The sequence below is a fragment of the Gemmatimonadales bacterium genome, assembly GCA_019637315.1.
Lineage (GTDB): Bacteria > Gemmatimonadota > Gemmatimonadetes > Gemmatimonadales > GWC2-71-9 > SHZU01.
The window spans coordinates 244705-270171 of record JAHBVU010000002.1 but is presented as its reverse complement, the minus strand read 5'-3'; the positions used below and the strand labels follow the sequence as shown (position 1 = coordinate 270171).

The window sequence follows — 25467 nt, the reverse complement described above, 5'->3', positions numbered from 1 at the left end:
CCTTCAATGACGGCGCCTCCGACCGAGACGACGGTCCATCCCACCGCGATCGTGGATCCCGATGCGGTGATCGGAACTGGCGTCGAGGTAGGTCCGTTTGCGATCATCGGTCCCAACGTCACGATCGGCGACCGCTGTCGGATCGGTCCGCGCGTTACCCTCGAACGGAATGTGCGGCTGGCCACCGGCGTGTCGATCGGTGCCGGCTCCATTCTCGGCGGTGACCCGCAGGACCTCAAGTTCAGAGGCGAAGAAACCTGGGTCGAGATCGGGGCCGACACCACGATCCGCGAGTATTCGACCGTGAACCGCGGCACTGCGGCGTCCGGTGTGACACGGATCGGCGCGCGCTGCTTCATCATGAGCTATGTGCACCTGGCGCACGATTGCCATGTCGGCGATCACGTCAGCATCGCCAATGGTACGCAGCTGGCAGGGCACATTACCGTGCACGACCGCGCGATTCTCTCCGGCGTCGTGGCCCTGCATCAGTTCGTCACGGTCGGCTCGCTGGCTTTCGTGGGGGGCTGTTCCCGGGTCAATCAGGATATTCCGCCGTTCGTCAAAGCCGTGGGCAATCCGGTCGAGCTCTACGGGCTCAACAGTGTCGGACTGCAGCGGGCCGGCATGCCGGAGGAAACCGTCCGGGCCCTCAAGCGGGTCTACCGCCTCTTCTTCAATTCGGACCTCAACGTCTCCCAGGCCATGGCGCGGGTGGAGGCCGAAGTTCCGATGATTCCTGAAGTGCGGCAGTTCCTGGAATTCGTTTCACGATCCGGGCGCGGCATCCCCTCCTGATGTGTCGTCTGCCCGTCGGGGTGATCGGAGTCGGCGCGCTGGGACGCCATCACGCCCGGCACGTTGCCCGGCTTCCTGACGCGGAACTCGTCGGGGTCCACGATACCGATGCGGCTCGCGGGCAGGAGATCGCGCAGGCCAACGGCACATCGTTCTTTGCGGACCTGGACGGGTTGCTCGACCGTGTCGAAGCGGTGACCGTGGCCGTTCCGACGCCGGACCACGCCACAGTCGGGTTGCGTGCGCTCGCTCGCGGGCGGGCCGTCCTGATGGAAAAGCCGCTGGCGGCGTCTCTGGCAGAGGCCGATGCCCTGCTGGCGGCGTCCTCGCGTTCCGGCGCGCCGCTGTTCGTCGGCCACATCGAGCGATTCAATCGAGCCGTGCGGGCGGCCGAACCGTACCTGGGAGAGGTTCGCTACTTCGAGAGCACCCGACTGGCGCCGTTCCAGCCCCGGGGAGCGGATGTGGCGGTGATTCTCGACCTGATGATCCACGATCTGGACCTGGTGCTGCACCTGAGTCGCGGATCGCCGGCCGTGGAGGTTCGGGCCAGCGGGGTGGCCGTTCTGACACCCCACGTCGACATCGTCAACTCGCGGGTCGAGTTCGGGTCTGGTGCGGTCGCCAACATCACGGCCTCGCGGGTGGCACGGGAACGCGTCCGCAAGTTACGGCTCTTTCAGCCTAACGGTTACTTTTCACTCGACCTCGCAGCCGGGACCGGCGTCTTCATGCGTCTGCGCAGCGATCGCCCGGCCAACGGAGCGCTCAATCTCGAGGAAATCGTCGAAGTGATTCCCCTGGCTGCGCCCGAGCAGGATGCCCTGGGCGAGGAAATCCGCAGCTTCGTCCGGTCGGTCCGCGGCGAGGAGGCTGCGGTCGTGAGCGGGGCCGAAGGACGGGCGGCGCTCGAGTTGGCGCTCCGCGTGGGCGAAGCGGTCAAGCCGGGGTGACGGACCGAATCTTCCTCTCGGCGGGGGAGCCCTCGGGCGATCTGCATGGCGCGGCGGTGGTACGGGCCCTCAAGGCCCGGATGCCGGGGGTCGAGATCGAAGCCTTCGGCGGACCCGCCATGGCGGCCGCCGGGGCCCGGATACGCTGGCCGATGGAACGGTACACGGTCATGGGCTTTGCCGAGATCATTTCGAAGATCCCAGCCCACGCCCGCCTCCTGGGCGACCTTCGGCGCGACCTCAAGGCCGGCCGCTATCGGCTCGTCATCCCGGTCGATTATCCCGGCTTCAACCTCCGGGTCGCCGAGGCCGCCCAGGCGGCGCAGGTTCCGGTGCTGTATTACGTCGCCCCCCAGCTCTGGGCCTGGGGGGCCAAGCGTGCGGCGCGGTTCCGGAAAGCGGTCGATCGTTTCGCGGTCATCTTTCCGTTCGAAGCCCCGTTCTTCGCCAAGCTGGGCCTGGCGGCCGAGTACGTCGGCCATCCCCTCGCTGATCGGGCGGTCGTCCCGACCCGCGCCGACGCGCGCGCCGCGCTCGGGATTCCACCGGATGCGCGGGTGCTCAGTCTGTTCCCGGGCAGCCGGCGTCAGGAACTGGCCCGCCACTGGACGGCGTTTCGCGGGGCGGGCGCCAAGCTCCTGGCAGAGGGGCAGGTCGACCGGGTGCTGGTGGCTACCGTCGCCGTGGGCACCTATCCCGACTCGGGGGCGCTGGAACTCCTGGATGCCGATCCGATGCTGGTCCTGGCCGCTGCCGACGCAGTCCTTGCCAAGTCTGGCACCACGACCCTGGAGGCGGCACTGACCGATACACCGATGGTGGTGGCCTATCGGGTTCACCCCTTCACGGCATGGCTCGCGCGGCGGATCATGCGGGTGCAGTGGATCAGCCTGCCCAACCTGATTGCCAACCGGCCGGTCGTGACCGAACTAGTGCAGGGCGAGGTCAAGGTAGACCGCCTGGCCGACGCGGTGCGTCCCCTCCTCGATCCCGACGCCGATGCAACCGTGACCCAGCGGGCTGACCTGGCGGCTGTCCGGGAACAGCTGGGCGGCCCCGGCGCCGCCGAACGGGTTGCGGAGCTTGCTGCGACCTTGCTGCGATGAAGTGGCGCCTGGCGCCCCGGACCACGGCACGCCTGGTCGGTCCGCTGGTCTCGTCGCTGGCGCGAACCTGGCGGATCGAGGCCCGGGGCGACGACGCCTGGCGCGCACTGCGCACCGCGCAGCGCCCGTTCGTCTTCCTGCTCTGGCACGAGGTCCTTTTGCCGCTGCTCTGGCATCACCGGCATCAGGGCATTGCCATCGTGGTGAGCGAAGCGAACGACGGACGTTACCTCGCCGCCTACGCCGAACGGCTGGGATATCGCTGCTTGTATGGATCGAGCACCCGGGGCGGAGTCCGCGCGCTGGTCGGTGCCATCAAGGCGCTCGAGTCGGGAACTCCCGTGGCGTTTACACCGGACGGCCCCCGCGGCCCTCGTCGCGAACTCAAGCCGGGTATCCTGGCGGCGGCGGCCAAAGCAGCGGTGCCCATCCTGCCGATTCATGCCGAGACCGATCGAGCCTGGCGACTGTCGTCCTGGGACCGTTTTGTCGTTCCGAAGCTGGCCGCTCGCGTCCGAATCGGCTATGGCAACCCCTTTTCCGTGGGCCCCGGCTCTGAGGCCGCCGCCGGAGCAGCCGGGCAGGCTGAAGCGGCATTGAGCACGATCGAAATGGAGATCGCATGGCAGCGCGACGCGGCGACAGCCACCGGCTGATCCGATGGCTCTGGACCAGCCGGCGGATCGACGCCCGGCTCGTCCGGGCGGGACTGGTGCCGCTGGCCGGCCTGTGGCGGGCCGCAGCCAGTGCCCGGAACCTGGCATTCGACCGAGGCTGGATTCCGGTCCGCGATCTGTCGCTGCCCACAGTCGCGGTTGGAAACCTCACGGTCGGCGGGTCAGGGAAGACCCCCATCGCGGGGTGGATCGCGGCTCGGTGGGCCCGCCAGGGCCGTGTGCCGGGCATTCTGCTGCGGGGCTACGGACACGACGAGGTCCTGGTCCATCAGCGAACGGTTCCCGACGCCGTGGTCGTGGCCGATGCCGACCGGGTCCGAGGCGCTGAGCTGGCGGCGGCCCGAGGTGCCGAAGTCCTGGTGCTGGACGATGCCTTTCAGCGGCGCGACGTCTGGCGCGACCTCAACATTCTTCTCGTGGCAGCCGAGTCTGCTCGTGCCGTCCGCTGGTGTCTGCCAGCGGGGCCCTGGCGCGAACCCGCGGCCGGTGCACGGCGCGCCGATTGCATCATCGTCACCCGGAAGCGGGCGGATGCGGCCACGGCCGCGCAGGTGGCGCGTGAGTTCGGTGCGATGATCGACGGTCCGGTGGGCATCGTGCACTTGGGCGTTGCCCAGTATCGCGGCATGGTGACGGGCCGGACCGTGGCGCGGTCGGAACTGGCCAATCGGCGGGTGGTGGCCGCCTCGGCCATTGCCAACCCGGAAGCGTTCATTGCCCAGACCAAGGCGACTGGCGCGCAGGTCCAGGCGGCCACCTGGCGCGACCACCACAGCTTTCGTGACGAGGACGTCGCCTGGCTGGCTCGCGCGGCGCGCAAGGCGGATTTCGTGATTCTGACGGAAAAGGACGCCGTCAAGCTGCGCGATCGCTGGCCGGCCAGTATTCCGGAGCCGCTCGTTGCGGAACTCGAGGTGCAGTGGGAGGACGGGCAAGCCGAATTCGAAGCGCGCCTCGACGGCCTCCTCCGCCCACCGGGAGCCGATTAGTTTTATCGCTCCTTGCGTGACCTAACCTTCTGGAGATCGTTACCGATGGCTTCCGTCCATGGCCAGATTCGGCCTGAAAAGGACACCCATTTGGGCGGGGAAGAAAACCCGTTCGAATCGATGATGGCTCGCTTCGACGTTGCGGCGGCCAAGCTCAACCTCGAGCCGGGTCTCTACAGCGTCCTGCGACATGCCGAAAAGCAGATCATCGTGGCGTGTCCGCTTCTGCGCGATAACGGCCAGACAGAGGTGTTTACCGGATATCGAGTGCTCTATAATACCGCCCGCGGCCCCGCCAAGGGCGGTATTCGTTATGACATGGGCGTCACGCTCGACGAAGTGAACGCGCTCGCTGCGTGGATGACCTGGAAATGCGCCGTCGTCAACCTGCCGTTCGGCGGGGCCAAAGGCGGGATTCTCTGCGATCCGTCGACCATGTCGATCGGAGAACTCGAGCGGCTCACCCGTCGCTACACCGCAGGGATCATCGACACCCTGGGACCCGACTCGGATGTGCCGGCGCCGGACGTCAACACCAATGAGCGCGTCATGGCGTGGATCATGGATACCTACTCCATGCACAAGCGCCACACGGTAACGCATGTCGTCACCGGCAAGCCGATCGCGATGGGCGGCTCGCTTGGGCGCCGCGAGGCGACCGGGCGGGGCTGCATGATCTCGGCTCGTGAGGCGCTCAAGACCCTGGGCATGCCGATCGATCGGTCGACACGCGTGGTGGTCCAGGGCTTCGGCAACGTCGGGTCGATCGCTGCCCAGCTGATGGAAGAGCTCGGGCTCTGCATCGTTGCCGTGAGCGACAAGAGCGGCGGTATTTACAATCCGAACGGGCTCGACCTGCAGAAGGTGCGCGACTACGTTCGCGAGAACCGGTTCCTGCGCGGATTTCCGGAAGCCGAGCACGTATCCAACGAGCAGATCTTGACGCTCGACTGCGACGTCCTGCTCCCGGCCGCGCTCGAGAACGTGATCACCGACGACAACGCCTCCGAGATCAAGGCGCGGATCATCGTCGAAGGCGCCAATGGGCCCACCTCCGCAACGGCAGACCAGATCCTCCAGGACAAGGGCATCCTGATCGTGCCCGACATTCTGGCCAACGCAGGCGGCGTCACGGTCAGCTACTTCGAGTGGGTCCAGGACCGCGGCGGCTACTTCTGGGACGAGGAAACCGTCAATACCCGTCTCGAGAAGATCATGGTCGACGCCTTTGCCGAGGTGTCCGCAATGGCGGCCAAGCACGACGTCAGCATGCGGATCGCCGCGTACATGGTAGCGATCGACCGGGTGGCCCAAGTCCATCGACTCCGCGGGATGTATGCGTAGTAACCTGGCGCGGCGGTGGTCACCCAGCTGATTGCCGTCGGCAGGCTGCGCCCGGCGTTTCGAGAGGCGTGCGACGATTATCTCGCACGCCTCCGACGCTTCGGCGAGGTGGAGGAGCGGGAAATCAGGGAAGGGCCCGCGACCGCCAGCGCCGACGAACAACGGCGCTTCGAAGGCCGGAAAATCCTCGAGGCGATTCCCGATCGGGCGGCCGTGATCGTCCTCGATCGGACCGGAACGGCGTGGTCGAGTACCGCGCTCGCCGCGCAGCTCGATCGCTGGCGTCAGCGTCAGCGAACCCTGGCCCTCGTGATCGGTGGGTCTACAGGTGTCGATGAGTCGGTGCTGACCCGCGCCGAAGCGCGTTGGAGTCTGGGTCCGCTCACGTTGCCGCATGAGCTGGCGCGGGTGGTGGTGGTGGAACAATGGTACCGGGCCCTGACCATTCTTCACGGTATCCCGTATCACAAGTAGCGTGAACGCTGCCGTGCGCCGCCGGTCGGGCCGCGCACCGCAGCATCCCGATGATTGGCAGAAGGACCCATGATCTCGATTATCGATACGCCGCTGGCGGGATGTCCCACCATTCCGGAACCACGCACCGGCGGGTGGAACCCCGCGCTGGAAGGCGCCCTCTTGCCGGGCGCGGCGGCGGCGCGTGCCAAGCTGGCGGCCGGTGCGCTCGTCGTGACCACGGGTCAGCAGCCCGGGCTCTTCACCGGACCGCTCTATACGGTCTACAAGGCCCTGTCGGCGCGCTCGCTGGCTGCCGCCCTCGAGCGCCGCTGGGGACGTCCCGTCGTCCCCGTCTTCTGGGTCGCCGGTGACGACCACGACTACGCCGAGGGGTCTACGGCGGCCTGGTTCGGCCAGGACGGCGGCCTGGTGCGGGCCACCCTCGACCCGAGGGACCCCGATGCGCCGCTGCGCCCGCTGGCCCGCGAGCCGGTGCCCGCTTCCACCGCCGGCTGGCTCGATGATCTGGAGCGGTCGCTGCCCGCTAGCCCCTCGCGCGACGAGGTCGTGGCCTGGCTCCGGCGCCATTACAGGACCGACCAGACGCTCGGACGGGCCTTCGGGATGGCGCTGGCCGAGCTGCTCGATCCGTTCGGAATCGTCTGCCTCGATGCATCGGCGCCGGAAGTAAAACTCGCCGCGACGCCGCTGCTTCTCGAGGCGGTTCGCCGCGCCGCCGATCTCGATGCGCTGCTGACGGCGCGGGCAGCGGAATTGGCGGCAGCTGGGCAGCCCGTGTCGGTCAAGGTGGGCGATGGGGCTACTCTGGTGTTCGTCGAAGGGGCAGGGGGACGCGATCGGCTCCGACGCGACGGCGATGCGCTGGTCGCCCGCCGGAGCGGCGAACGCTACACCGAACCGGCGCTGGCCGCCCTGGCACGAGCCCAACCGGAACGATTCTCTCCCAACGTGCTGCTCAGACCCGTGATGGAGAGTGTCCTGCTCCCCACCGTCGCCTACGTCGGCGGCCCTGGGGAACTCCGCTATCTCCGCCTGGCCGAGGTGCTGTATCCAGCGCTTGATGCGCACCGACAGATTCCGGTACCGCGATGGTCCGGCGTGCTGGTCGAGCCGCGGGTCAACCGGACGGCAGATAAGTTCGGCCTGACGGTCACCGAGCTGATCGCCGGCGACGGTGCCCTCGAGCAACGGGTCTTGAAGAGCCTCTCCCCCGAGGATTTCGACCCGGCGTTTGCGGCGGCGCGGCAGGCAATCGCCGCCGGGTTCGAGCGCATTGCCGCCGTGGCACGCCAGATAGACGTAACCCTGGAAAAACCCGTCATTTCGGGGCAGAACTCGGCCATCGGTCAGCTCGGCGACCTCGAGAAACGCCTCCTCCAGGCCCAGAAGCGCCGCCAGGGAGAGCTGGTCAGCCAGCTCGATCGCGCTCGGACCGCGGTGCGTCCCGACGGCGAGCCGCAGGAGCGTGTCCTGGGCTTTCCGGCGTTCGCCGGCCGGTATGGTGGCCCCGCGCTGCTCGAACAGCTCGCGACCCATATCGATGCGCGCTACGATGCTGCCCTTGAAGCCGGCACTGCCACCCCCTAGACTCGATCGTATGGTACTCCTCGGCTTGATCGTATTGGCGGCGTTGATGATTCCCATCCTCGTCGTGCTGGTCGACTCGCCGATCGGGCGGGCGATTGCCCGACGGCTCGAGGGACCCGCCGTCAACCCGCCCCAGGTCGACCACCTGGCCAAGCGCGTCGAGATCCTGGAGTCGGAGGTCGACGACCTCCGGGGCTCGGTCGAGTCTCTGCGCGAAGAGAATCGCTTCCTGCAGCGGTTGCTCGAGGCGCCGCGCGGTCCCACCCTCCCGCCCCCGTCCGACACCTGAGCACCCGGCGCCGCAGTGCAGCGGCGTTCGTCGCTGCCGGAATCCTGACCAGCCGTCTTGCCGGCCTGGTGCGCCAGCGAGTCATTGCGCACCAGTTCGGCCAGGCCACGGCCGCCGCCGATGCACTTGCCGCCGCGTTTCGGATTCCCAATTTGCTCCAGAATCTCTTCGGCGAAGGTGCGCTGTCCGCGTCGCTGATTCCCGAGTACACCAAACTGCGGGCGGCCGGCCGACACGATGAGGCGCACCGCCTTGCCGGCGCCATTGCCGGTCTCCTTTCGCTCGTCGTCACTGTGGTCGTCGCGCTCGGCGTCCTGGCTGCCCCGGCCGTCATCGACCTGCTGGCCCCTGGGTTCGGCAGCGAGCGCCGCGACCTTGCCATTCGCCTGGTACGCATCATCTTGCCTGGTGTCGGCCTGCTCACTTTGTCGGCATGGTGTCTGGGTATCCTCAACAGCCACCGCAAGTTCTTCCTGTCCTACGCCGCGCCGGTCGGCTGGAACGCGGCCATCATCGTTGCCACGTTGTGGGGAGCCACCCGGGAAGGCGACCCGGACCGACTGGTCGTCTGGACCGCGTGGGGCGCGGCCGCAGGCAGCCTGCTGCAGCTGCTGCTGCAGCTGCCGCGGGTCTGGAAACTGCTCGGTGGCATCCGGCTATCATTCGATCGCTACGCACCGGGCGCGGATCGAGTACTCCGCAACTTTGTTCCCGCAGCTCTCAGTCGGGGTGCTGTCCAGGTCAGTACCTTCGTCGACGGAATCGTCGCGAGCTTTCTCCCATTGGGATCCGTGGCGGCACTCACCAACGCGCAGCTGCTCTACACGCTCCCGGTCAGCCTGTTCGGGATGTCGGTCGCGGCCGCGGAGCTGCCGGAGCTGTCGGAAACGGCGGGCCACGATCGTCCCGACCCGGCAGGCGCGCGCGCCGGAGCGTTGCGTCAGCGAGTCGCCACCGCTTCGGGACACGTAGCCTTCTTCATCATCCCGTCGGTGGTGGCATTTCTCGCCTTCGGTCACCTGATTGCCGGTGTCGTGCTGCGCAGCGGGGCGTTTACGCAGGAGGATACCCTGTGGGTCTGGGGCACGCTGGCCGGCGCGACGGTCGGTCTGCTCGCCGCCACCCTCGGGCGTCTGTATGCGTCGGCCCATTTCGCCTTGGGCGACACTCGGACTCCGTTGCGCTGCGCCGTCGCTCGGGTCACAACCGGCGTTACCCTCGGCGTGACAGCCGCGTGGGGTCTGCCTGCGTTGTTTGGGGTATCGGCTCACTGGGGAACCGCGGGCCTGACGTTAGGCTCCGGCATTGCCGGGTGGGTCGAATTCAGCCTGCTGCGCCGCTCGCTCGGACGTCAAGTCGGCGCCATCGCCACGGACTGGCCGCGGCTGGTGCGATTGTGGGCTGCTGCCGTCCTGGCTGCGGCCGCCGGGTGGCTGGTTCTCGCCTCGATCGATCGTGGCTGGATCGTCGATCTGGCGGCGCTCGGCCTGTACGGACTACTCTACATCGTGCTGACCATGGTGTTTGGCGTGCCGACTGTGGCCGCAATCCGACAACGCTTCGGATCGAAAGGATGAGCGGGCCCAGTCCACTCGAGCGTCGGCTCGATACGCTGCCTGACAGCCCGGGCGTCTACCTCTGGAAGGATCGAGACGGACGGGTTCTATACGTCGGCAAGGCCAAGAACCTCCGCAGCCGCGTTCGCAGCTATTTCGGCATCGACCACACCAACAGCCCGAAAACACAACTGCTGCTGCGCCACATTGCGGATGTCGAAACCATCGTCGTGCCGGATGAGGTCCAGTCGCTGCTGCTCGAGAACAATCTCATCAAAGAGCACCAGCCCCGTTTCAACCTCCGGCTCAAGGACGATAAGAGCTATCCCTCGATCGCGGTGACCGTGCGCGAGCCGTTTCCGCGCATTCTGGTCACCAGGCGGCGGGACATTCCGGGGGCCCGGTACTTCGGACCGTACACCGATGTGAGCGAGATGCGACGAACCCTGTCGCTGATCCGGCGCATTTTCACGGTCCGGAGTTGCGCCGACGATCTGCCGCTGGCGCGACGCGAACGCCCCTGTCTCGATTATCACATCGGACGCTGTCTGGCCCCATGCGTCGGGTGGCAGGACCAGTCGTCCTATCGGGCGATGATCGATGAAGTGCTCCGCTTCCTCGACGGGCGCACCGTCGATGTGCGCAGTCGGATGCGCGAAATGATGGCCGACGCGAGCGCGCGAGAGGACTACGAGCGCGCCCGCGACCTTCGCGATGCGCTCAAATGGCTGGAGCAGCTCGAAACACCGACGGCCGTCGATCTGATGGCTGGCGGCGACGCCGACGTGATCGGCTACGCCCGCGACGGCGACGACGCCGTGGCGGTCCTGCTCAGGGTCCGGGACGGGAAGCTGATTGCACGGGATCATCGGATTCTGGACAATCTCGAAGAAGAGGAAGACGCCGCCATTCTGGAGCACTTCCTGCTCAGGTACTACCTCGCGACGGACGACCGCGCCAAGCGCGTCGTTCTGCCATTTCTGCCCGGCGATCTCGAACAGCTCGAAGTCGTTTTTGCCGGCGGCGATCTCAGCGTCCCGGTGCGGGGCACCGGTCGTCGCTGGCTCGACCTGGCCGATCAGAACGCGCGACACTTGCTCGAGAGCCTGAAGCTCGAGTCGTTTGAAACCGATGAACGGTCCGACGATCCCGTCTACGCATTGGGCCGCGCCCTTGGGCTGCCGACCGTACCCCGGATCCTGATTTGCGTCGACATCTCGACCAACCAGGGGCGTGACACCGTGGGTTCGCTGGTCTGGTTCGAAGCGGGCCGACCCAAGAAGGCCGAGTATCGGAAATTCAAGATCAAGACGATCGAGCAGCAGGATGACTTTGCCTCCATCCACGAGGTCATCAGTCGCTATTTTCGGCGCCGGCTCGACGAACGGAAGCCGCTGCCGGATCTCGTGGTCATCGACGGCGGCAAGGGCCAACTCGGCGCCGCACTCGCAGCCGCAGAAGCGATCGGCCTGGCGGGCATTCCGTTCATCGGCCTCGCCAAGCGGGAGGAAGAGATCTACCTCCCGGGCGTCGACGAGCCGCTTCGGCTGTCCCGACGCCACGCCGGGCTCAAGTTGTTGCAGCGAGCCCGTGATGAGGCCCATCGCTTCGGCGTCGAGTACAACCGGAAACGCCGCGCCAAGCGAACCATCAGCTCCGAATTGCTCGGTATCCCCGGAATCGGAGCCGCCCGCCGGCGCGCCCTGATCGAGCGGTTCGGCAGCTTGGCAGGGATCCGCTCCGCCACCGCCACCGAAATTGCCACCGTGCCCGGAGTCTCGACCACCCTGGCAGATCGAATCGTGGAGCAGCTGCGCAACCCCGGTGGGGCCTGAGCCCCCCGTCATTCGGCGTACCCTAAACCGATCCAAGGTCCGATGAGTTCCTGGCATCTCGAATGCTCACTATGCGGAGCCACCGAGTCCGCGGCTGGTCTCCCCACCGTCTGTCCGGTCTGCCAGCGGCCCTGGCTGGTTCGTTATCCCGGCCGGACCCACGGACCGGAAGATCGTCGCACAGCGGCGACCGGGCGCGGCATGTGGCGCTTCCGCTCGTTTCTGCCGCTCGAGCCGGGCGAAGACCCCGTCAGCCTCGGCGAGGGCGACACCCCACTCCTCGCGATCCCGATCTGGGGAGAGCCGATCGGGATTCCTGGATTGATGGTCAAGGACGAAGGCACCAACCCGACGGGGTCGTTCAAATCCCGCGGCCTCGCGGCTGCGGTGACCCGCGCGGTCGCGGGCGGCGCTACCAGCTTTACGCTGCCGACCGCCGGCAACGCCGGTGTCGCGGCGGCAGCCTACGGGGCGCGCGCCGGGGTGCCGGTACGGGTCTACGCACCCGCCACGACGCCGGCGCCGATTCTCGATCAGATCCGGCGGTTCGGTGCTCGACTCGAGCTGCTCGAGGGACATATCGGAGACTGTGGCAAGGCCAGCCGCGCCTTCGCAGCCGAGTCAGGGGCATTCGACCTTTCCACCCTCCGCGAACCCTATCGGATCGAGGGCAAGAAAACCCTCGGCCTCGAACTCGCCGAGGCGCTGGGCTGGAGTCTGCCGGATGTCATCCTTTACCCCACGGGCGGCGGGACCGGCTTGATCGGCATGTGGAAGGTCTTCGGCGAACTCCTTAGCGCCGGTTGGCTCACGGGGCCGCTGCCGCGCATGTTCTCTGTCCAGGCCGAAGGCTGCGCCCCCGTGGTCAGGGCTTTTGCCAACGGCGCCGACGCGTGCCAGCCCTGGGCCGATCCCGTCACGAGTGCCAGTGGACTCCGGGTCCCAGGCCCCCTGGGCGATCGGCTGATGCTGGCGGCGCTGCGGGAGAGCGGTGGGGGGGCGATTGCGGTATCCGAGGCAGCGCTCTCAGCCGCTGCCTCAGGGGCAACGGCCAGGACGGGGATTGATTTCTCCCCGGAGGGGGGGGCCGCCCTCGCCGCAGCAGAACGTCTGCGCCAAGACGGGGTTATCCGCCCGGAGGATCGGGTGGTTGTCTTCAACACCGGGGCCGGCTGGCTCTACCGCTGAGGTTGGTCCTGGTACCGGTATCGCTGGTTGCCGGAAATTGGAGCTGGGGCGATATTTCCATGTCTGTGCCCGATCGTGGCACCGAGCCCCCGCGCCTGTGGGGTGCCCTTGCGAACGGCTGGATGCAGCCGATTTTGAGTCTCGCCGGTGCAACAACGGGCCTCCACTAACGTCATTGGAACGGTCGGGCCCGCACCGGGGCAGTGCGACCATGAAGTAAGTCAACCAAGGAGTCGAAACGATGAAGCGCATCTGGACTGGGATTTTCGCCACGGTGCTTGTCAGCACCGCGTCGGCCCAGAGCCCTACGCTCCAGCCGAAGCTGGCAGAGTTCCAGCCGGACAAGTTTGCGGTCCCGCTTTGTCCCCTCCGGCCGGCTGGCAATATCAACCGGGGTGTCGACGCGCTGAAGAAGGCGCACGACGCCAAAGCGGACAAAGCGGCTGAACTGACCAAGGCAAAGGACATCCTGATCAAGTCGATCACGAGCGAAGGCCAGGATCAGAACGCCGCCGCTTGGTATTATCTGGCCCGCGTCTACCTGATGCAGGGTGACGTGCACGGTGTCGATTCCGCATTCACCAAGGCAGAGGCGTTGCAGCCGCAGTGCGAACTCGACATCAGCCAGTACCGGCAGAATGCCTGGGCCCAACTCGCCAACGCCGGCCTCGAGCTTCAGCGCGAGGACAAGATCGCCGAGGCCATGGTTCTGTTCCGCGATGCCGACGTGCTCTTCGATGACCTCCCGCACGTTGCCGCCAACCTTGGCGTCCTCTATGCCAACATCGGTAAGGACGACTCGGCGGCAACCTTCTTTGCCCGGGCGCTCAAGATTGCCGAACTGAACGCCGAGTCCGACACCTCGGCGATCGGCGATCGCAACTCGAACGCCCTCAACCTCGCCCTGATGCAGCAGCGGCTTGGCCGCCACCAGGATGCGATTGCGACGTTGACAAAGTACCTCTCCTGGGAGCCCACCAACGTCGACGCGCGGAAAGCGCTGTCGTACTCGTATCGCGGGTCCGGACAGGCGGCAACCGCCGACTCGATCGACCGGGCCATGCTGACCGAGTTGTCGAAACAGAACCTTGACTCGCTGGAAACGAGCGACATCCTCTCGATTGGCGTCGCAGCGTTCAATGCCCAGGACTTCGAGCGGGCTGCAGAGGCGTTCGACAAGGCCGTCAGTCGTAACCCCTACAGCCGGGACGCGGTGTACAACCTCGCCAACGCCTATCTCGCGCTCAAGAACAACGCCAAGCTGGTCGAGACGTCGAAAAAGCTGGTGGCCATCGAACCGATGAACGAGGATGCCTACCGGCTCCTCGGTCAGGGGCATCGGGGCCTCGATCAGCAGGACGAGATGCTCAAGGCAGCCGAAGCGCTGATCGGCCTGCCGATTTCCGTCGACGTCACCGGGTTCCAGATTGGTCGCACCTCGACTCGACTCGAGGGCGTTGCCACGGGCCGGGCGCCGACAGACGCGCAGGGGAAGCCGCTCAAGGTCGAGGCGGTAACCCTGGTCGTCGAATTCGTCACCGCGGCAGGTAGCGTGGTCGGCAGTCGGGAAGTCTCGATCCCGGTACTCGAGGCTGGGGCCCAGCACAAGTTCACGGCGGAAGCCTCGGGCGCCGACGTGGCTGGCTGGCGGTATCGCAAGAAGTAGACTGCTGATCCGAGTCAGTGTCGAGGCGCCGATCTCAAACGGGTCGGCGCCTCTTGCTCTCCGTCACTGGCCGGGCAATCTTTCCGGCCGTTCAAGTTCGCGGGCGTAGCTCAGTTGGTAGAGCGTCAGCTTCCCAAGCTGAATGTCGCCGGTTCGAGCCCGGTCGCCCGCTCTTTGCGATGACGATGCAAAGCCGCCCTCCTCGGGGCGGCTTTGTCGTTAGGGTCTGTCGCGATTCAACGACAGGCCTCGAAACGAGGTGAGAAGTGAAGCTCTAAGTATTGAAAAACCAAAGCCATACGTGCATTATTCTGACTTGAAGAACTGGGCAGTGGCGCGGCTCAACCGTGCTTCGAAGTCACCGCTTTTTTTCGCGATTCAAGTTTCTATGAGTAAGCCAACCGTTGCCATCGTCGGTCGCCCTAACGTGGGGAAATCGACTCTTTTCAATCGGCTGATCGGAGGCCGAGTGGCAATCGTGGCTGATCAGGCCGGCACCACGCGCGATCGCCACTTCGGCGACGCCGAGTGGAACGGCCGCCCGTTCTGGGTGGTCGACACCGGCGGCATGGTTCCCGACTCGCAGGACTCGATGGATCGGGCCATCCGCCGCCAGGCCGAGCTCGCCATCGAAGAAGCAGACCTCATCATGTTTGTGGTGGACAGCCGTGAGGGCTTCCATCCGATCGATCAGGCTGTGGCCGAGTATCTCCGGCGGTCGAACCGCCCGGTGCTGCTGGTCGCCAACAAGCTCGACAATATGCCGCGCGAATCACCGGACCCCGAGTTCTACAGCCTGGGCCTGGGGGAACCGGTGCCGGTGTCCGCAGCGGTCGGCAAAGGCAGCGGCGACCTCCTCGACGCCATCGTCGAGCGCCTCCCGCCGGCCGAGGATATCGAGGCGTCCGAAGAGGTCCGGGTCGCCATAGTCGGCCGACCCAATGTGGGCAAATCGTCGCTCGTCAATCGGTTGCTGGGCGAGGACCGTCATGTCGTTTCCCCGGTGGCGGGAACGACCCGCGACGCGATCGACTCGGTCATGACCTACCACGGTCGGACCGTTCGGTTCATCGATACGGCCGGCCTGCGGAGGAAGTCGCGGGTCGACGATGACGTCGAGTTTTACTCGACCGTTCGCACCAGTCGCGCCATCGAGGATTCCCACGTCTGCGTGCTCGTGGTCGATGCGGCCCAGGGCGTACACCACCAGGACCTTCGGATCGCCACCGATGCCTGGGAGCGTGGCAAGGGGCTGGTCGTTGCGGTCAACAAGTGGGACCTGGTCGACGAAAAGGACGCCAACACCGCGGTGCGCGGCCATGCCATCGTGGTCGAGAAAGCACCGTTCCTGGCGGATGTTCCGTTCGTCTATCTGTCTGCCGAGACCGGGCAGCGGGCCCGCAAGATTCTCGACTCGATTCTCGAGGTGGCGGAAGCCCGGACTCGTCGGGTGGCAACGGCCGAAGTCAACAAGGTTCTCGAGAGCCTCCTTGCCAGGAATCAGCCGCCGCAGAAGAGTGGGGAAGAGGTTCGCCTGTTCTACGCCTCGCAGATTGCCGTGGCGCCACCGACCTTTGCCCTGATCAGCAACCGGCCCGACGACGTTCCTGAACACTACCTGCGCTATCTGACCAAGGGCTTCCGCGAGGCGTGGGCCTTTTCGGGCGTCCCGCTTCGTCTCAAGCTTCGGGCTCGCAAAGGCAGCCGATGACGCTTGCTCTCTGGCTCGGCGCGTCGTATCTGCTCGGGGCCGTCCCGACCAGCTATCTCGTGGCTCGCCTTGCCAAGGGCATCGACCTGCGTCAGGTCGGCAGTCGCAACCTGGGTTCGACCAATCTCTACCGCACGCTTGGCTGGCGCTACGCAATTCCAGTCGCGCTGTTCGACATCGCGAAGGGGACGGCGCCGGTGCTGCTGTTCGCTCCGTATGCAGGCGGGACTCTCTGGGTCGCTCTGGTGCTTGGTTTTGCCGCCATCATCGGGCACGTCTTCAGCGTCTTCGTTCGGTTCAAGGGCGGGAAGGGGGTCGCCACGGCCGCCGGCGTTGTGCTTGGCCTGGCGCCGGCGCCGACGCTGGTCGCCGCGGGGGTGTGGGCGTTGCTGGTGCGCGCCTCGGGATATGTCTCGCTGGGCAGCATCGCGGCTGCCGTCGTGTTGCCGATTGCCGTGTGGATTCTCAGCCCGGACCTTCGCCCGGCGATCTGGCTCTTTGTCGCGCTCGGAGCCTTCGTCGTGGTGACGCACCGCGCCAACATCGGTCGACTCCTGTCCGGAACCGAGAACCGGTTCGGCAAACGGGCCGTGCGCGCCGAGGGCAATCGATGAGCAGGATCGGTGTGCTGGGAGCTGGTAGCTGGGGAACGGCGCTCGCCGATCTGCTCGCGCGGAAGGGGCACGCCGTCAGCCTGTGGGCCTACGAGCCGGAAGTGGTCACGGCCATCAACGCCAAGCATCTCAATCCGCTCTATCTGAGCGAGGCGCCACTCAGCCCGACGCTCCGGGCGGTTGCCGATCCGGTTGCCGCGGTTGGCGCAGCCGAATGCGTCCTCCTGGCATCCCCCAGCCACGTTGCGCGCCGGGTCCTCGAATCGGTTGCGCCGGCCCTGGCCCAGGACACCCTGGTGGCCAGCGCAACCAAGGGACTGGAGACGGACACGCTCGACCTGATGTCCGAGGTCGCCGCAGCCGTCCTTCCGCCACACCGGTTCGTCGCGCTTTCGGGGCCGAGCTTTGCTCGCGAGGTCTATCAGCAGCAGCCGACCGCCGTGGTGGCTGCTGCGCACGACCTCGCCGACGCGGAGCAGGTGCAGGAGCTGTTCGTCACCGGATACTTTCGAGTCTACTCCAACACGGATCTCGTCGGTACGCAGCTGGCGGGTGCGCTCAAAAACGTCATCGCCATTGCCGCCGGAATCCTGGAAGGCCTCGGGCTCGGCCACAATCCGCGCGCGGCGCTGATTACCCGCGGGCTCGCCGAGATCGCTCGGCTTGGCGCAGCCATGGGCGCTGATTCCGGCACCTTTGCCGGCCTCGCGGGCATGGGTGATCTCGTGCTGACGACTACCGGAGCGCTGAGCCGGAACCGGGCCCTTGGGATTGCGATTGCGCAGGGTGAGTCGCTCGAGCAGCACCGTCGGCAACACCGGACGGTGGCTGAAGGCGCCACCACAGCGCCCGCAGCCGTTCGGCTTGCCGAACGGTATGGCGTCGAGTTGCCGATCATTGCGCAGGTTGCCGATGTGCTCCAGGCCCGCACCACGCCTCGCGAGGCGATCAGCGCACTGATGGAACGGGCCCTCAAACCGGAGCAGTGGACGTGAACCAGTCCCGCCCGATGCAAGAGTTCTTTTCGATCGGTGAGGTCTGCGCACTGACGGACCTCAAGCCGCATGTGCTGCGCTACTGGGAGAGCCAGTTCCGATTCTTGAGCCCGGCCAAGAATCGATCGGGCAATCGGGTGTACAAGAGCCGCGAAGTCGAGATGATTCTGCTGGTCAAGCATCTGCTGTACACCGAGAAGTACACCATCGAGGGCGCTCGGCAGCGGGTCGAGCATTTCCGCCGCACGGGTGAGCTCAAAAAAGAGGCCGGACGCGCGGTTGCCCAGCAGGCGGTCGACGAGCTCGATGCGGCCATTCAATCGATTCTCGATACGCTTGACGGTCGTCCCGCGCGGCGGCCGCCGACCGGCGCCGAAGGAGCCGACTGATGCGGATTCTGGTATCCAATGACGACGGTATTCTGGCGCCGGGCATCCGGCACCTGGCCAACGCCTGCCGTGAAGTCGGAACCGTCACCGTCGTCGCTCCCGACCGGGAGCAAAGCGGTACCTCACATTCGCTCACGCTCCATCGACCGCTCCGGCCGGCGCGAACCCACGACGGGGCCTATCAGATCGACGGCACCCCGACCGACTGCGTGCTGCTTGGCATCGGCGCGCTGATGGCCGACAAGCCCGACTTCGTGTTTTCCGGCATCAACCACGGTCCCAACATGGGCGAGGATGTGCTGTACTCCGGCACCGTCTCAGCTGCCATGGAGGCGGTAACGTTAGGTGTTCCGGGCATCGCGTTTTCGTTTGCGGGTCGCGACCCGGAGTTGATGGAGACCTACCACGTCACCCTGGTTCGCCTGATCCGCCAGATTACGCAGATTCGGAACTTTCCGAAAGAGACGCTGCTCAACATCAACCTGCCGCAGATTCCGGCTTCAGATGTTCGAGGTGTCAAAGTCACCAAGCTCGGTAGTCGGTTCTTCTCCGGGTCGATTACCAAGATGACGGATCCGTGGGGTCGGGAAGTGTTCTGGGTTGGGGGTGGGGACGTGACCTGGACCGTCGATCCGGATTCCGACCAGGCGGCTGTGCATGAAGGGTACATTTCCGTGACACCGCTCCACATGGACCTCACCAACTATCGCCTCTTCGAGGCCGTGAGCGAATGGGCGCTCGAACCTTGAACGAGCGCGACAGCTACGGGGGTTACCGCCAGCGCCTGGTCGAACAACTCCAGGACAAAGGCATTCGCGATCTCGCGGTGCTCAAGGCGATTGCCACGGTTCCGCGCCATCGGTTCGTCCCGGAGGCGGTGCGGCATCGCTCGTACGAGGACTCTGCGCTGCCGATCGGAGCCGGCCAGACCATTTCGCAGCCATGGGTCCAGGCGCGATCACTGCAGGAATTGCGGCTGACTGGCAAAGAAAAGGTGCTCGAGGTGGGCGCCGGGTCCGGCTATCAGACGGCGCTGCTCAGTCAGCTTGCCGGCAACGTCGTAGGCATTGAACGGGTCGCCAGCCTGGCGGAGCAGGCACGAAACGTGATCCGCGAGCTGGGCATTCGAAACGTCGCCATCGTGGTTGGCGACGGCACCCTGGGGTGGCGCTCGCTGGCACCGTTTGACGCGATCGTGGTTGCTGCGGCGTCGCCCTCGATTCCCAAGCCGCTGCTGGAACAGCTCGCGCCTGGGGGCCGGATGGTCGTGCCGATCGGGAACCGCGAGGAACAAACCTTGGTTCGGGTCGACCGGGTCGGCGACCAGTATCTCGAGACGCAGCTGTCGGGCGTCCGCTTCGTGCCGCTGCTCGGGCAGTTCGGCTTTGATTCTTCCTCCTGAGCTGGGACACCTCAAGTGATCGACCTGATCCGCTTTCTGATCGACTTCATCATCAACTTGGACCAGCACCTGGGCGAACTGATTGCCCGGTATGGCACCGGCACGTACGTCATCCTCGCCCTGATCGTTTTCGCGGAGACCGGCCTGGTCGTCATGCCGCTCCTGCCGGGAGACTCACTCCTGTTCGCCGCCGGGGCATTCGCGGGTCTCGGGTCGCTCAACCCCTGGATCCTGTTCTTTCTACTCACAGCTATGGCCATCATCGGCGACACCGTCAACTACTGGATTGGAGCGTGGATCGGGCCGCGGGCGTTCAGTGGCGAGATCCGGTGGCTCAAAAAGGAGTATCTCGACCGGACTCACGCTTTCTTTGAGAAGCACGGAGGAAAGACGATCATCCTGGCGCGGTTTGTTCCGATCATCCGAACCTTCGCACCCTTCGTCGCCGGCGTCGGGACGATGAACTACCCTCGGTTCCTGACCTACAATGTGGTTGGGGCAGTGGTTTGGGTCGGGATATTTGTCTGGCTGGGGTACTTCTTCGGCAACCTGCCTTTCGTTCGCGAGAACTTCGGGCTGGTCATCATCGCGATCATCGTGCTGTCGGTATTGCCGATTGTGATCGAGGCCATCAAGGCGCGGCGCGAAAATGCCCGGTCAGAGAGGCCGTAGAGTTCGCTTGAGGTGATCTCTGTAAGTCATTGCAGGTCATTGGATTGTACGGGTACTGTTAAGCCTAATTCTATGGCGAGGTGGAACCAGCGTCGCTCGAGGGTCGACGCTGGACGAGTCCGCCGCGCACGCGTAAAACCTGATCGCTGCGACGCCCGGTGCGATGTGGTATTTTTGAAGTTGTTGGATCGCTTGCCGTCGCCCAAGCGCCCCCGTAGCTCAGCTGGATAGAGCAGCGGTTTCCTAAACCGTTGGCCGGAGGTTCGAATCCTCTCGGGGGCACTGCACATGGGGTTATATTATCGGGCTACTTCAAGGCTGGACGATCCGGCGGCCCCAAGTGGCCCCAGACCGCAAGAGCCTCGACCAGTCAATCACCAACCACGATGGGATCAAGCGCCGCAGAACGCGTCGACCGATATATGACCGATACCGACAATCAGTTCGTTGCGTGGGTGCAGGCTCGGCAGAAGGTGATCGGCATCGTTGCCGGGATCGTCGTCTTCCTCCTGCTGGCCGGCTGGTACGTCGTCGAGAGTGAGCGCCGCAAGGAGGCGCAGGCCTTCGACGCGCTCGACCAGGCGCGGGGCGCCATGGAGACCGGGGCCTATGCAGATGCGGCCACGGCGTTCCAGCGCATCACCGAGACCTTCGGTGGTACGGACGCCAGCCTCGAGGCGGCGCTGGCCCTGAGCCAGGTTCGGCTCCTGTCCGGGCAGGCTGAGCTCGCCATCGAAGACCTGCGGAAGTTCATCGCCAGCAATCCGCCAGCGTTCTACAAGTCGGCGGCGCACTCGCATCTGGCCGTGGCCCTCGAGAACACGGGACGGGTGGCCGAGGCGACCCCTGAATATGTCAGGGCGGCGGAACTGGCCACGGCACCGTACCAGAAGAACGACGCCCTCCTGAATGCCGCCAGGACCTATCGGATCCAGGGCAATACGGCCGAAGCGCGCAACATTCTGGCGGGTATCCTCAAGAACAACAAGGATGAGGTCGCGGGAACCGCCGAGGCTCGGGTCCGACTCGCCGAGCTCGACGCGACCAACTGACGGTCCCATCATGAGGCTGTAGCTGACCCCGGACGGTGCCAACTGTCCGGGGTTTCTCGTTTCCGTCTGCGCGATGGTGTCGCAGGGCTTGGCCCGGCGGGGTCCCGGCGGCGGCGAAAGACATCCGAAGCTCCTGGATTGGCCCTGAGCGGACGATCTGGCTGACCTTGCGCCCTGGATGGGACGGACGATTCTGAAGGCTCGGCCTAAGGTCGTATAAGATGTATTATGTTAAGTTGTTGAGTGGATAAGTGGGGATAACTCCGAAACCGGTCCCCCCTTCAAGGTTTTTCGGCTTGTTTCCGGTCAGCGTACGAGGCGCTCGGTAACATCGAGAAGAACGTTGGCCCCCGCTGCGAGCTCGTCGTCGGAAGTAAACTCACGAGGGTTGTGGCTGATTCCATCGCGGCTCGGCACGAAGATCATGGCCGCAGGTGCGATCCTGGCCATCATCTGGGCGTCGTGCCCTGCACCTGAAGTCATCCTTCTTGTCCGAATTCCGCGGCCCGACGCCGCCGCTTCGATCAGTCCGACGAGTTCCTGATCGAAGCGAACCGGCTCGAAGCGAGACAATCGTTCGGTCGAGATCAGGACCCGCTCCTGCCCCTCCAGGCCGGCGAGGTAGCCGCTCAGGGCCCGCTCGGCCGCCTGCAACCGGGCTTCATCGGGGTCCCGGAGGTCGACCGTCATGACGACCCGACCGGGAATCACGTTGATCGCTCCGGGCTCGTACTGCATGGTGCCCACCGTGGCGACGGTCGATCCGTTCGACCGCACCGCGAGATCCCGAAGGTAGGTCGTTATCCGGGCCGCGGCATACCCTGCATCGCGCCGCAGCACCGTCGGTGTCGTCCCGGCATGGTTCGCCGTTCCCTCGATCGTGATCCGCTGCCAGGAGATGCCCTGGAGGTTCTCGACCGCGCCAATTGCGACCCCCTCCTGCGCGAGGATCGGCCCTTGCTCGATATGAAGTTCGAGGTATGCCGCCGGTCTGATCCAGCCCGGTTCATAGCGGCCGGCGTACCCGATCCGCTCCAACTCGGCTCCCAGGACAGCGCCGTCCGTGGCTCTCGCCCCCAGCGCCTCTTCAACGCTCAGCCCACCGGCGTAGACCAGGGAACCCATCATATCGGGAGCGAAACGGACTCCCTCTTCGTTGGTAAACGCCGCAATGACCACGGGTCGACGCGGAACCACACCCTGCTCCCGCAACGTCTCAACGACCTCGAGACCGGCCAGAACACCGTAGCATCCGTCGTAGATGCCGGCGTCGATGACGGTGTCGATGTGCGATCCAATCATGATCGGGCTGCCGTCGCCGGCCTCCCAGACGAGCAGCATGTTACCGACCCGATCGACTTGGACCGTGAGTCCGGCCTGCCGTGCCCAGGCGGCCAGCTGGTCCCGACCGGTCCTGTCTTGATCGCTGCCCGCCAGACGAGTCAGCCGACCAGACGGGTCTCGGCCGATCTGCCCAAGCGCGCGGATCCTCGCGATGAGCCGGGCCGCGTTGACGGATCCGCTCATCATTCCCGGCTCGGGTTCGGTATCTCGACTGCCGGGTCGGCGTCGTGGCACTGACACGAGGTCAGTCCGCGCATGATGCCGCAAATCTGCCCGCCCCCGGTCGGTCCGCTGCACTGCTCCCGAAGCGCCACCAGTTGTCCTCTGAGTTCGGTCAGCTGGGCGATCTTGGTCTCGATCTCGGCAATGTGAGCATCCACCAGGCTGTTGATCCGCTGACAGTCGCCCACCGGTGTGCTGCGATAGCGGAGCAACGTGGCGATCTCCTCGAGGGTCATCCCGAGCGATCTGCAGTGGCGAATAAAGGCGAGTTGCTCGAGGTGGTCCGGGCCGTAGACGCGATAATTGCCGCGGCTTCGGGCTGGCTTTGGAAGCAGCCCTTGGCGCTCGTAGTAGCGGATCGTTTCTACCTGGCATCCCGTTCGGCGGGCCAGGTCGCCGATTTGCAGCATCATTATGCCCCAGTCCCCTCTTGACCCTAAAGCTACTTCAGGGTGTAACGTCCTACAATGAGACCTGGCCAGACACGACGATGACGGCGTGCAATCAGCCCGCCTGCGGCTGCCTCGCCCACCAGACGACCCTCTCGATTGCGCAGATGGATTGTCCCACCGAAGAGGGGCTGATCCGGGCCAAACTCTCGGGCCTGCCGGGCATCCACAGCCTGGATTTCGACCTGATCGGCCGAACCTTGACGGTCACCCACGTTCCCGAGGCCCTGCCGAGGTCGCTCTCAGCCATCCGGTCGCTCGGGTTCGATCCGCTGCTCGCGCGGGAAGGTGCCGCTCAGCCGGTCGACCGAGCTGCCGGGTCGTGGTGGCCGCTGCTCCTGTCAGGGGGGGCGGCTCTGCTGGCCGAGGGCATCCACTGGGTGGTCGGCGGGTTTCACTGGGCCATGGCGATCCTGTCGGCGGGCGCCATTCTCACCACTGGGCTGCCGACCTATCGCAAAGGGTGGGTCGCGCTGGCCAACCGAAACCTGAACATCAATGCCCTGATGGCGATCGCCGTGACCGGCGCTCTCCTGATCGGCGAGTGGCCCGAAGCGGCCATGGTGATGGTCCTGTTTGCGGTTGCCGAGCGACTCGAGGCCGGCGCGCTCGATCGCAGCCGCCGCGCCATTCGAGACCTGCTTTCCCTTGCCCCTGCCACCGCGTTGGTGCGGACGGCTACCGGCAGCTGGGATGAGGTCGACGCCGGCGCCGTCCCGCTCGGTGCGCTGGTGCGTGCCAGGCCGGGCGAACGGATTGCGCTCGACGGCCTGGTCCGTTCCGGCACTTCGGAGGTCGATCAGGCGCCGATCACCGGTGAGAGCGTGCCGGTCGATGTCGGTCCGGGGGATCGGGTCTTTGCCGGCTCGCTGAATGGCTCCGGCTTGCTCGAGTACGAGGTCACAGCAGCCGCAACGGACACGGCGCTGGCGCAGGTACTCCGCAGCGTCGAGAGTGCCCAGCGGTCCCGGGCGCCAATCCAGCGTTTCGTCGACCGCTTTGCCCGCATCTACACGCCACTGGTGTTCTTCGCCGCTGTCCTGGTTGCCCTTCTCCCTCCACTGCTGGGGGCCGGGAGCTGGGGGGAGTGGATCTATCGCAGCCTGGTGCTGCTGGTCATTGCCTGCCCCTGTGCGCTCGTCATCTCGACCCCGATTGCGATTGTCAGCGGGCTGTCGGCAGCTGCGCGTCGCGGCATCCTCATCAAGGGCGGCAAGTTCCTCGAACTCGGCCATCGGCTGCGATGGCTCGCGCTGGACAAAACGGGCACTCTGACATCCGGGCAGCTGCGTGTCGCCGAGGTTCTCCTGTCCGACGGTGTGACCCGGGACGATGCGATGGCACGAGCGGCAAGCCTCGCGGCGCTTTCGAATCACCCTGCCTCCGCAGCGATCGTTGCCCACGTTGAGAGCGATCGCTCGCGCCTTGCGACCGTTACCGACTTCCGCGCTGAACCCGGGCGTGGTGTCAGTGGCACGATCGCGGGGCGGCGTTACTTCCTCGGCAGTGCGCGCTGGCTCGCCGAGCTTGGCCTCGAGTCCAGCGAGCCCGCTCCAACTGGGGTCTCGACCTGGCTGGCCGACGAGCGCGGCACTCGCGCCGGGTTCGTCATTACGGACACCGTCAAGCCGACCAGCCGACAGGCGATCGATCAGCTCAGAGCGTTGGGCATCGAGACCGTGATCTTGAGTGGGGACCGACAGGACACGGTCGATGAGGTGGCCCGTCAGGTCGGGGTTGGCGCGGCGAAAGGCGGCCTGCTGCCCGACGCCAAGCTCAGAGCGATCGAGTCGCTGCTGTCACGCGGCGGCGCGGTCGGCATGGCCGGCGATGGTATCAATGATGCCCCGGCGCTGGCGCGTGCGGACATCGGATTTGCCATGGCAGCGGCGGGAACGGATACGGCCATCGAATCGGCTGGCGTTGCCCTGGCCGACGACGACCTGCGAAAGATCCCGGCCTTCGTACGGATTGCTCGGGCCACACGCTGGGTTCTCTACCAGAACATTGCCTTGGCGCTCGGAATCAAGGTCGTGTTCCTGGGCGCCACGGTTGTCGGTGCCGGCACGATGTGGATGGCAGTCGTCGCAGATGTCGGGGCCAGTCTCCTCGTGATCGGCAACAGTCTGCGACTGCTCCGGCGTTAGGCACC

General features: G+C 65.8%; 23 protein-coding genes and 2 tRNA genes. 23 read left to right on the top strand and 2 right to left on the bottom strand.

Annotated features, from left to right (window positions below):
• Window positions 1-6: 6 nt before the first annotated feature.
• The 22 genes from lpxA to KF785_03080 all read left to right on the top strand — a co-directional run bounded on the left by lpxA (window position 7) and on the right by KF785_03080 (window position 21300).
• The gene (gene lpxA / locus KF785_03185; protein MBX3145749.1) at window positions 7-798 is read left to right on the top strand and encodes an acyl-ACP--UDP-N-acetylglucosamine O-acyltransferase; all 792 of its coding nucleotides are present in this window, start codon (window positions 7-9) and stop codon (window positions 796-798) included.
• Window positions 798-1751, top strand: a complete 954-nt coding sequence (locus tag KF785_03180; GenBank protein ID MBX3145748.1) for a Gfo/Idh/MocA family oxidoreductase — start codon at window positions 798-800, stop codon at window positions 1749-1751. The genes lpxA and KF785_03180 overlap by 1 nt, the downstream gene beginning before the upstream one ends.
• Entirely contained in the window at window positions 1748-2857 is a 1110-nt protein-coding gene (lpxB, locus tag KF785_03175; GenBank protein ID MBX3145747.1) for a lipid-A-disaccharide synthase, read from the top strand. Before KF785_03180 ends, lpxB begins: the two co-directional genes overlap by 4 nt.
• Window positions 2854-3513 (top strand): lysophospholipid acyltransferase family protein, encoded by a 660-nt coding sequence (locus KF785_03170; GenBank protein ID MBX3145746.1) that lies wholly within the window; start codon window positions 2854-2856, stop codon window positions 3511-3513. The genes lpxB and KF785_03170 overlap by 4 nt, the downstream gene beginning before the upstream one ends.
• Complete coding sequence (lpxK, locus tag KF785_03165; GenBank protein MBX3145745.1) at window positions 3480-4523, top strand: tetraacyldisaccharide 4'-kinase; 1044 nt, start codon at window positions 3480-3482, stop codon at window positions 4521-4523. The genes KF785_03170 and lpxK overlap by 34 nt, the downstream gene beginning before the upstream one ends.
• 45 nt (window positions 4524-4568) lie before the next feature.
• Window positions 4569-5867 (top strand): Glu/Leu/Phe/Val dehydrogenase, encoded by a 1299-nt coding sequence (locus KF785_03160; GenBank protein MBX3145744.1) that lies wholly within the window; start codon window positions 4569-4571, stop codon window positions 5865-5867.
• A 15-nt stretch (window positions 5868-5882) separates the two neighbouring features.
• The gene (rlmH, locus tag KF785_03155) at window positions 5883-6341 is read left to right on the top strand and encodes a 23S rRNA (pseudouridine(1915)-N(3))-methyltransferase RlmH (GenBank protein ID MBX3145743.1); all 459 of its coding nucleotides are present in this window, start codon (window positions 5883-5885) and stop codon (window positions 6339-6341) included.
• 69 nt (window positions 6342-6410) lie between these two features.
• Complete coding sequence (bshC, locus tag KF785_03150) at window positions 6411-7931, top strand: bacillithiol biosynthesis cysteine-adding enzyme BshC (protein MBX3145742.1); 1521 nt, start codon at window positions 6411-6413, stop codon at window positions 7929-7931.
• Between the two features lie 33 nt (window positions 7932-7964).
• Complete coding sequence (murJ, locus tag KF785_03145; protein ID MBX3145741.1) at window positions 7965-9797, top strand: murein biosynthesis integral membrane protein MurJ; 1833 nt, start codon at window positions 7965-7967, stop codon at window positions 9795-9797.
• Entirely contained in the window at window positions 9794-11611 is a 1818-nt protein-coding gene (gene uvrC / locus KF785_03140) for an excinuclease ABC subunit UvrC (GenBank protein ID MBX3145740.1), read from the top strand. The genes murJ and uvrC overlap by 4 nt, the downstream gene beginning before the upstream one ends.
• A 42-nt stretch (window positions 11612-11653) precedes the next feature.
• Entirely contained in the window at window positions 11654-12799 is a 1146-nt protein-coding gene (locus KF785_03135) for a threonine synthase (GenBank protein ID MBX3145739.1), read from the top strand.
• Between the two features lie 241 nt (window positions 12800-13040).
• The gene (locus KF785_03130; protein ID MBX3145738.1) at window positions 13041-14465 is read left to right on the top strand and encodes a tetratricopeptide repeat protein; all 1425 of its coding nucleotides are present in this window, start codon (window positions 13041-13043) and stop codon (window positions 14463-14465) included.
• Between the two features lie 99 nt (window positions 14466-14564).
• Window positions 14565-14637 (top strand) — tRNA-Gly (locus KF785_03125).
• A gap of 216 nt (window positions 14638-14853) precedes the next feature.
• The gene (gene der, locus KF785_03120) at window positions 14854-16176 is read left to right on the top strand and encodes a ribosome biogenesis GTPase Der (GenBank protein ID MBX3145737.1); all 1323 of its coding nucleotides are present in this window, start codon (window positions 14854-14856) and stop codon (window positions 16174-16176) included.
• The gene (gene plsY, locus KF785_03115) at window positions 16173-16790 is read left to right on the top strand and encodes a glycerol-3-phosphate 1-O-acyltransferase PlsY (protein ID MBX3145736.1); all 618 of its coding nucleotides are present in this window, start codon (window positions 16173-16175) and stop codon (window positions 16788-16790) included. The genes der and plsY overlap by 4 nt, the downstream gene beginning before the upstream one ends.
• Window positions 16787-17785 (top strand): NAD(P)-dependent glycerol-3-phosphate dehydrogenase, encoded by a 999-nt coding sequence (locus KF785_03110; GenBank protein MBX3145735.1) that lies wholly within the window; start codon window positions 16787-16789, stop codon window positions 17783-17785. The genes plsY and KF785_03110 overlap by 4 nt, the downstream gene beginning before the upstream one ends.
• The gene (locus KF785_03105; protein MBX3145734.1) at window positions 17782-18174 is read left to right on the top strand and encodes a MerR family transcriptional regulator; all 393 of its coding nucleotides are present in this window, start codon (window positions 17782-17784) and stop codon (window positions 18172-18174) included. The genes KF785_03110 and KF785_03105 overlap by 4 nt, the downstream gene beginning before the upstream one ends.
• Window positions 18174-18923, top strand: coding sequence for a 5'/3'-nucleotidase SurE (gene surE, locus KF785_03100; protein MBX3145733.1), 750 nt, complete (start codon window positions 18174-18176; stop codon window positions 18921-18923). Before KF785_03105 ends, surE begins: the two co-directional genes overlap by 1 nt.
• Window positions 18905-19576, top strand: a complete 672-nt coding sequence (locus KF785_03095; GenBank protein ID MBX3145732.1) for a protein-L-isoaspartate(D-aspartate) O-methyltransferase — start codon at window positions 18905-18907, stop codon at window positions 19574-19576. The genes surE and KF785_03095 overlap by 19 nt, the downstream gene beginning before the upstream one ends.
• 15 nt (window positions 19577-19591) lie before the next feature.
• Window positions 19592-20248 (top strand): DedA family protein, encoded by a 657-nt coding sequence (locus KF785_03090; GenBank protein ID MBX3145731.1) that lies wholly within the window; start codon window positions 19592-19594, stop codon window positions 20246-20248.
• 208 nt (window positions 20249-20456) lie between these two features.
• Window positions 20457-20530, top strand: a tRNA-Arg gene (locus KF785_03085).
• A 140-nt stretch (window positions 20531-20670) separates the two neighbouring features.
• Entirely contained in the window at window positions 20671-21300 is a 630-nt protein-coding gene (locus tag KF785_03080) for a tetratricopeptide repeat protein (GenBank protein MBX3145730.1), read from the top strand.
• 306 nt (window positions 21301-21606) lie between these two features.
• On the opposite strand, the gene KF785_03075 is transcribed toward KF785_03080, so the two are convergent.
• Together KF785_03075 and cadR are read right to left on the bottom strand one after the other, a co-directional pair.
• Window positions 21607-22830, bottom strand: coding sequence for a Zn-dependent hydrolase (locus tag KF785_03075; GenBank protein MBX3145729.1), 1224 nt, complete (start codon window positions 22828-22830; stop codon window positions 21607-21609).
• The gene (gene cadR, locus KF785_03070; GenBank protein ID MBX3145728.1) at window positions 22827-23279 is read right to left on the bottom strand and encodes a Cd(II)/Pb(II)-responsive transcriptional regulator; all 453 of its coding nucleotides are present in this window, start codon (window positions 23277-23279) and stop codon (window positions 22827-22829) included. Before cadR ends, KF785_03075 begins: the two co-directional genes overlap by 4 nt.
• Window positions 23280-23356: 77 nt before the next feature.
• On the opposite strand from cadR, the gene cadA reads away from it, so the two are divergent.
• The gene (cadA, locus tag KF785_03065; GenBank protein ID MBX3145727.1) at window positions 23357-25462 is read left to right on the top strand and encodes a cadmium-translocating P-type ATPase; all 2106 of its coding nucleotides are present in this window, start codon (window positions 23357-23359) and stop codon (window positions 25460-25462) included.
• Window positions 25463-25467 lie beyond the last annotated feature (5 nt).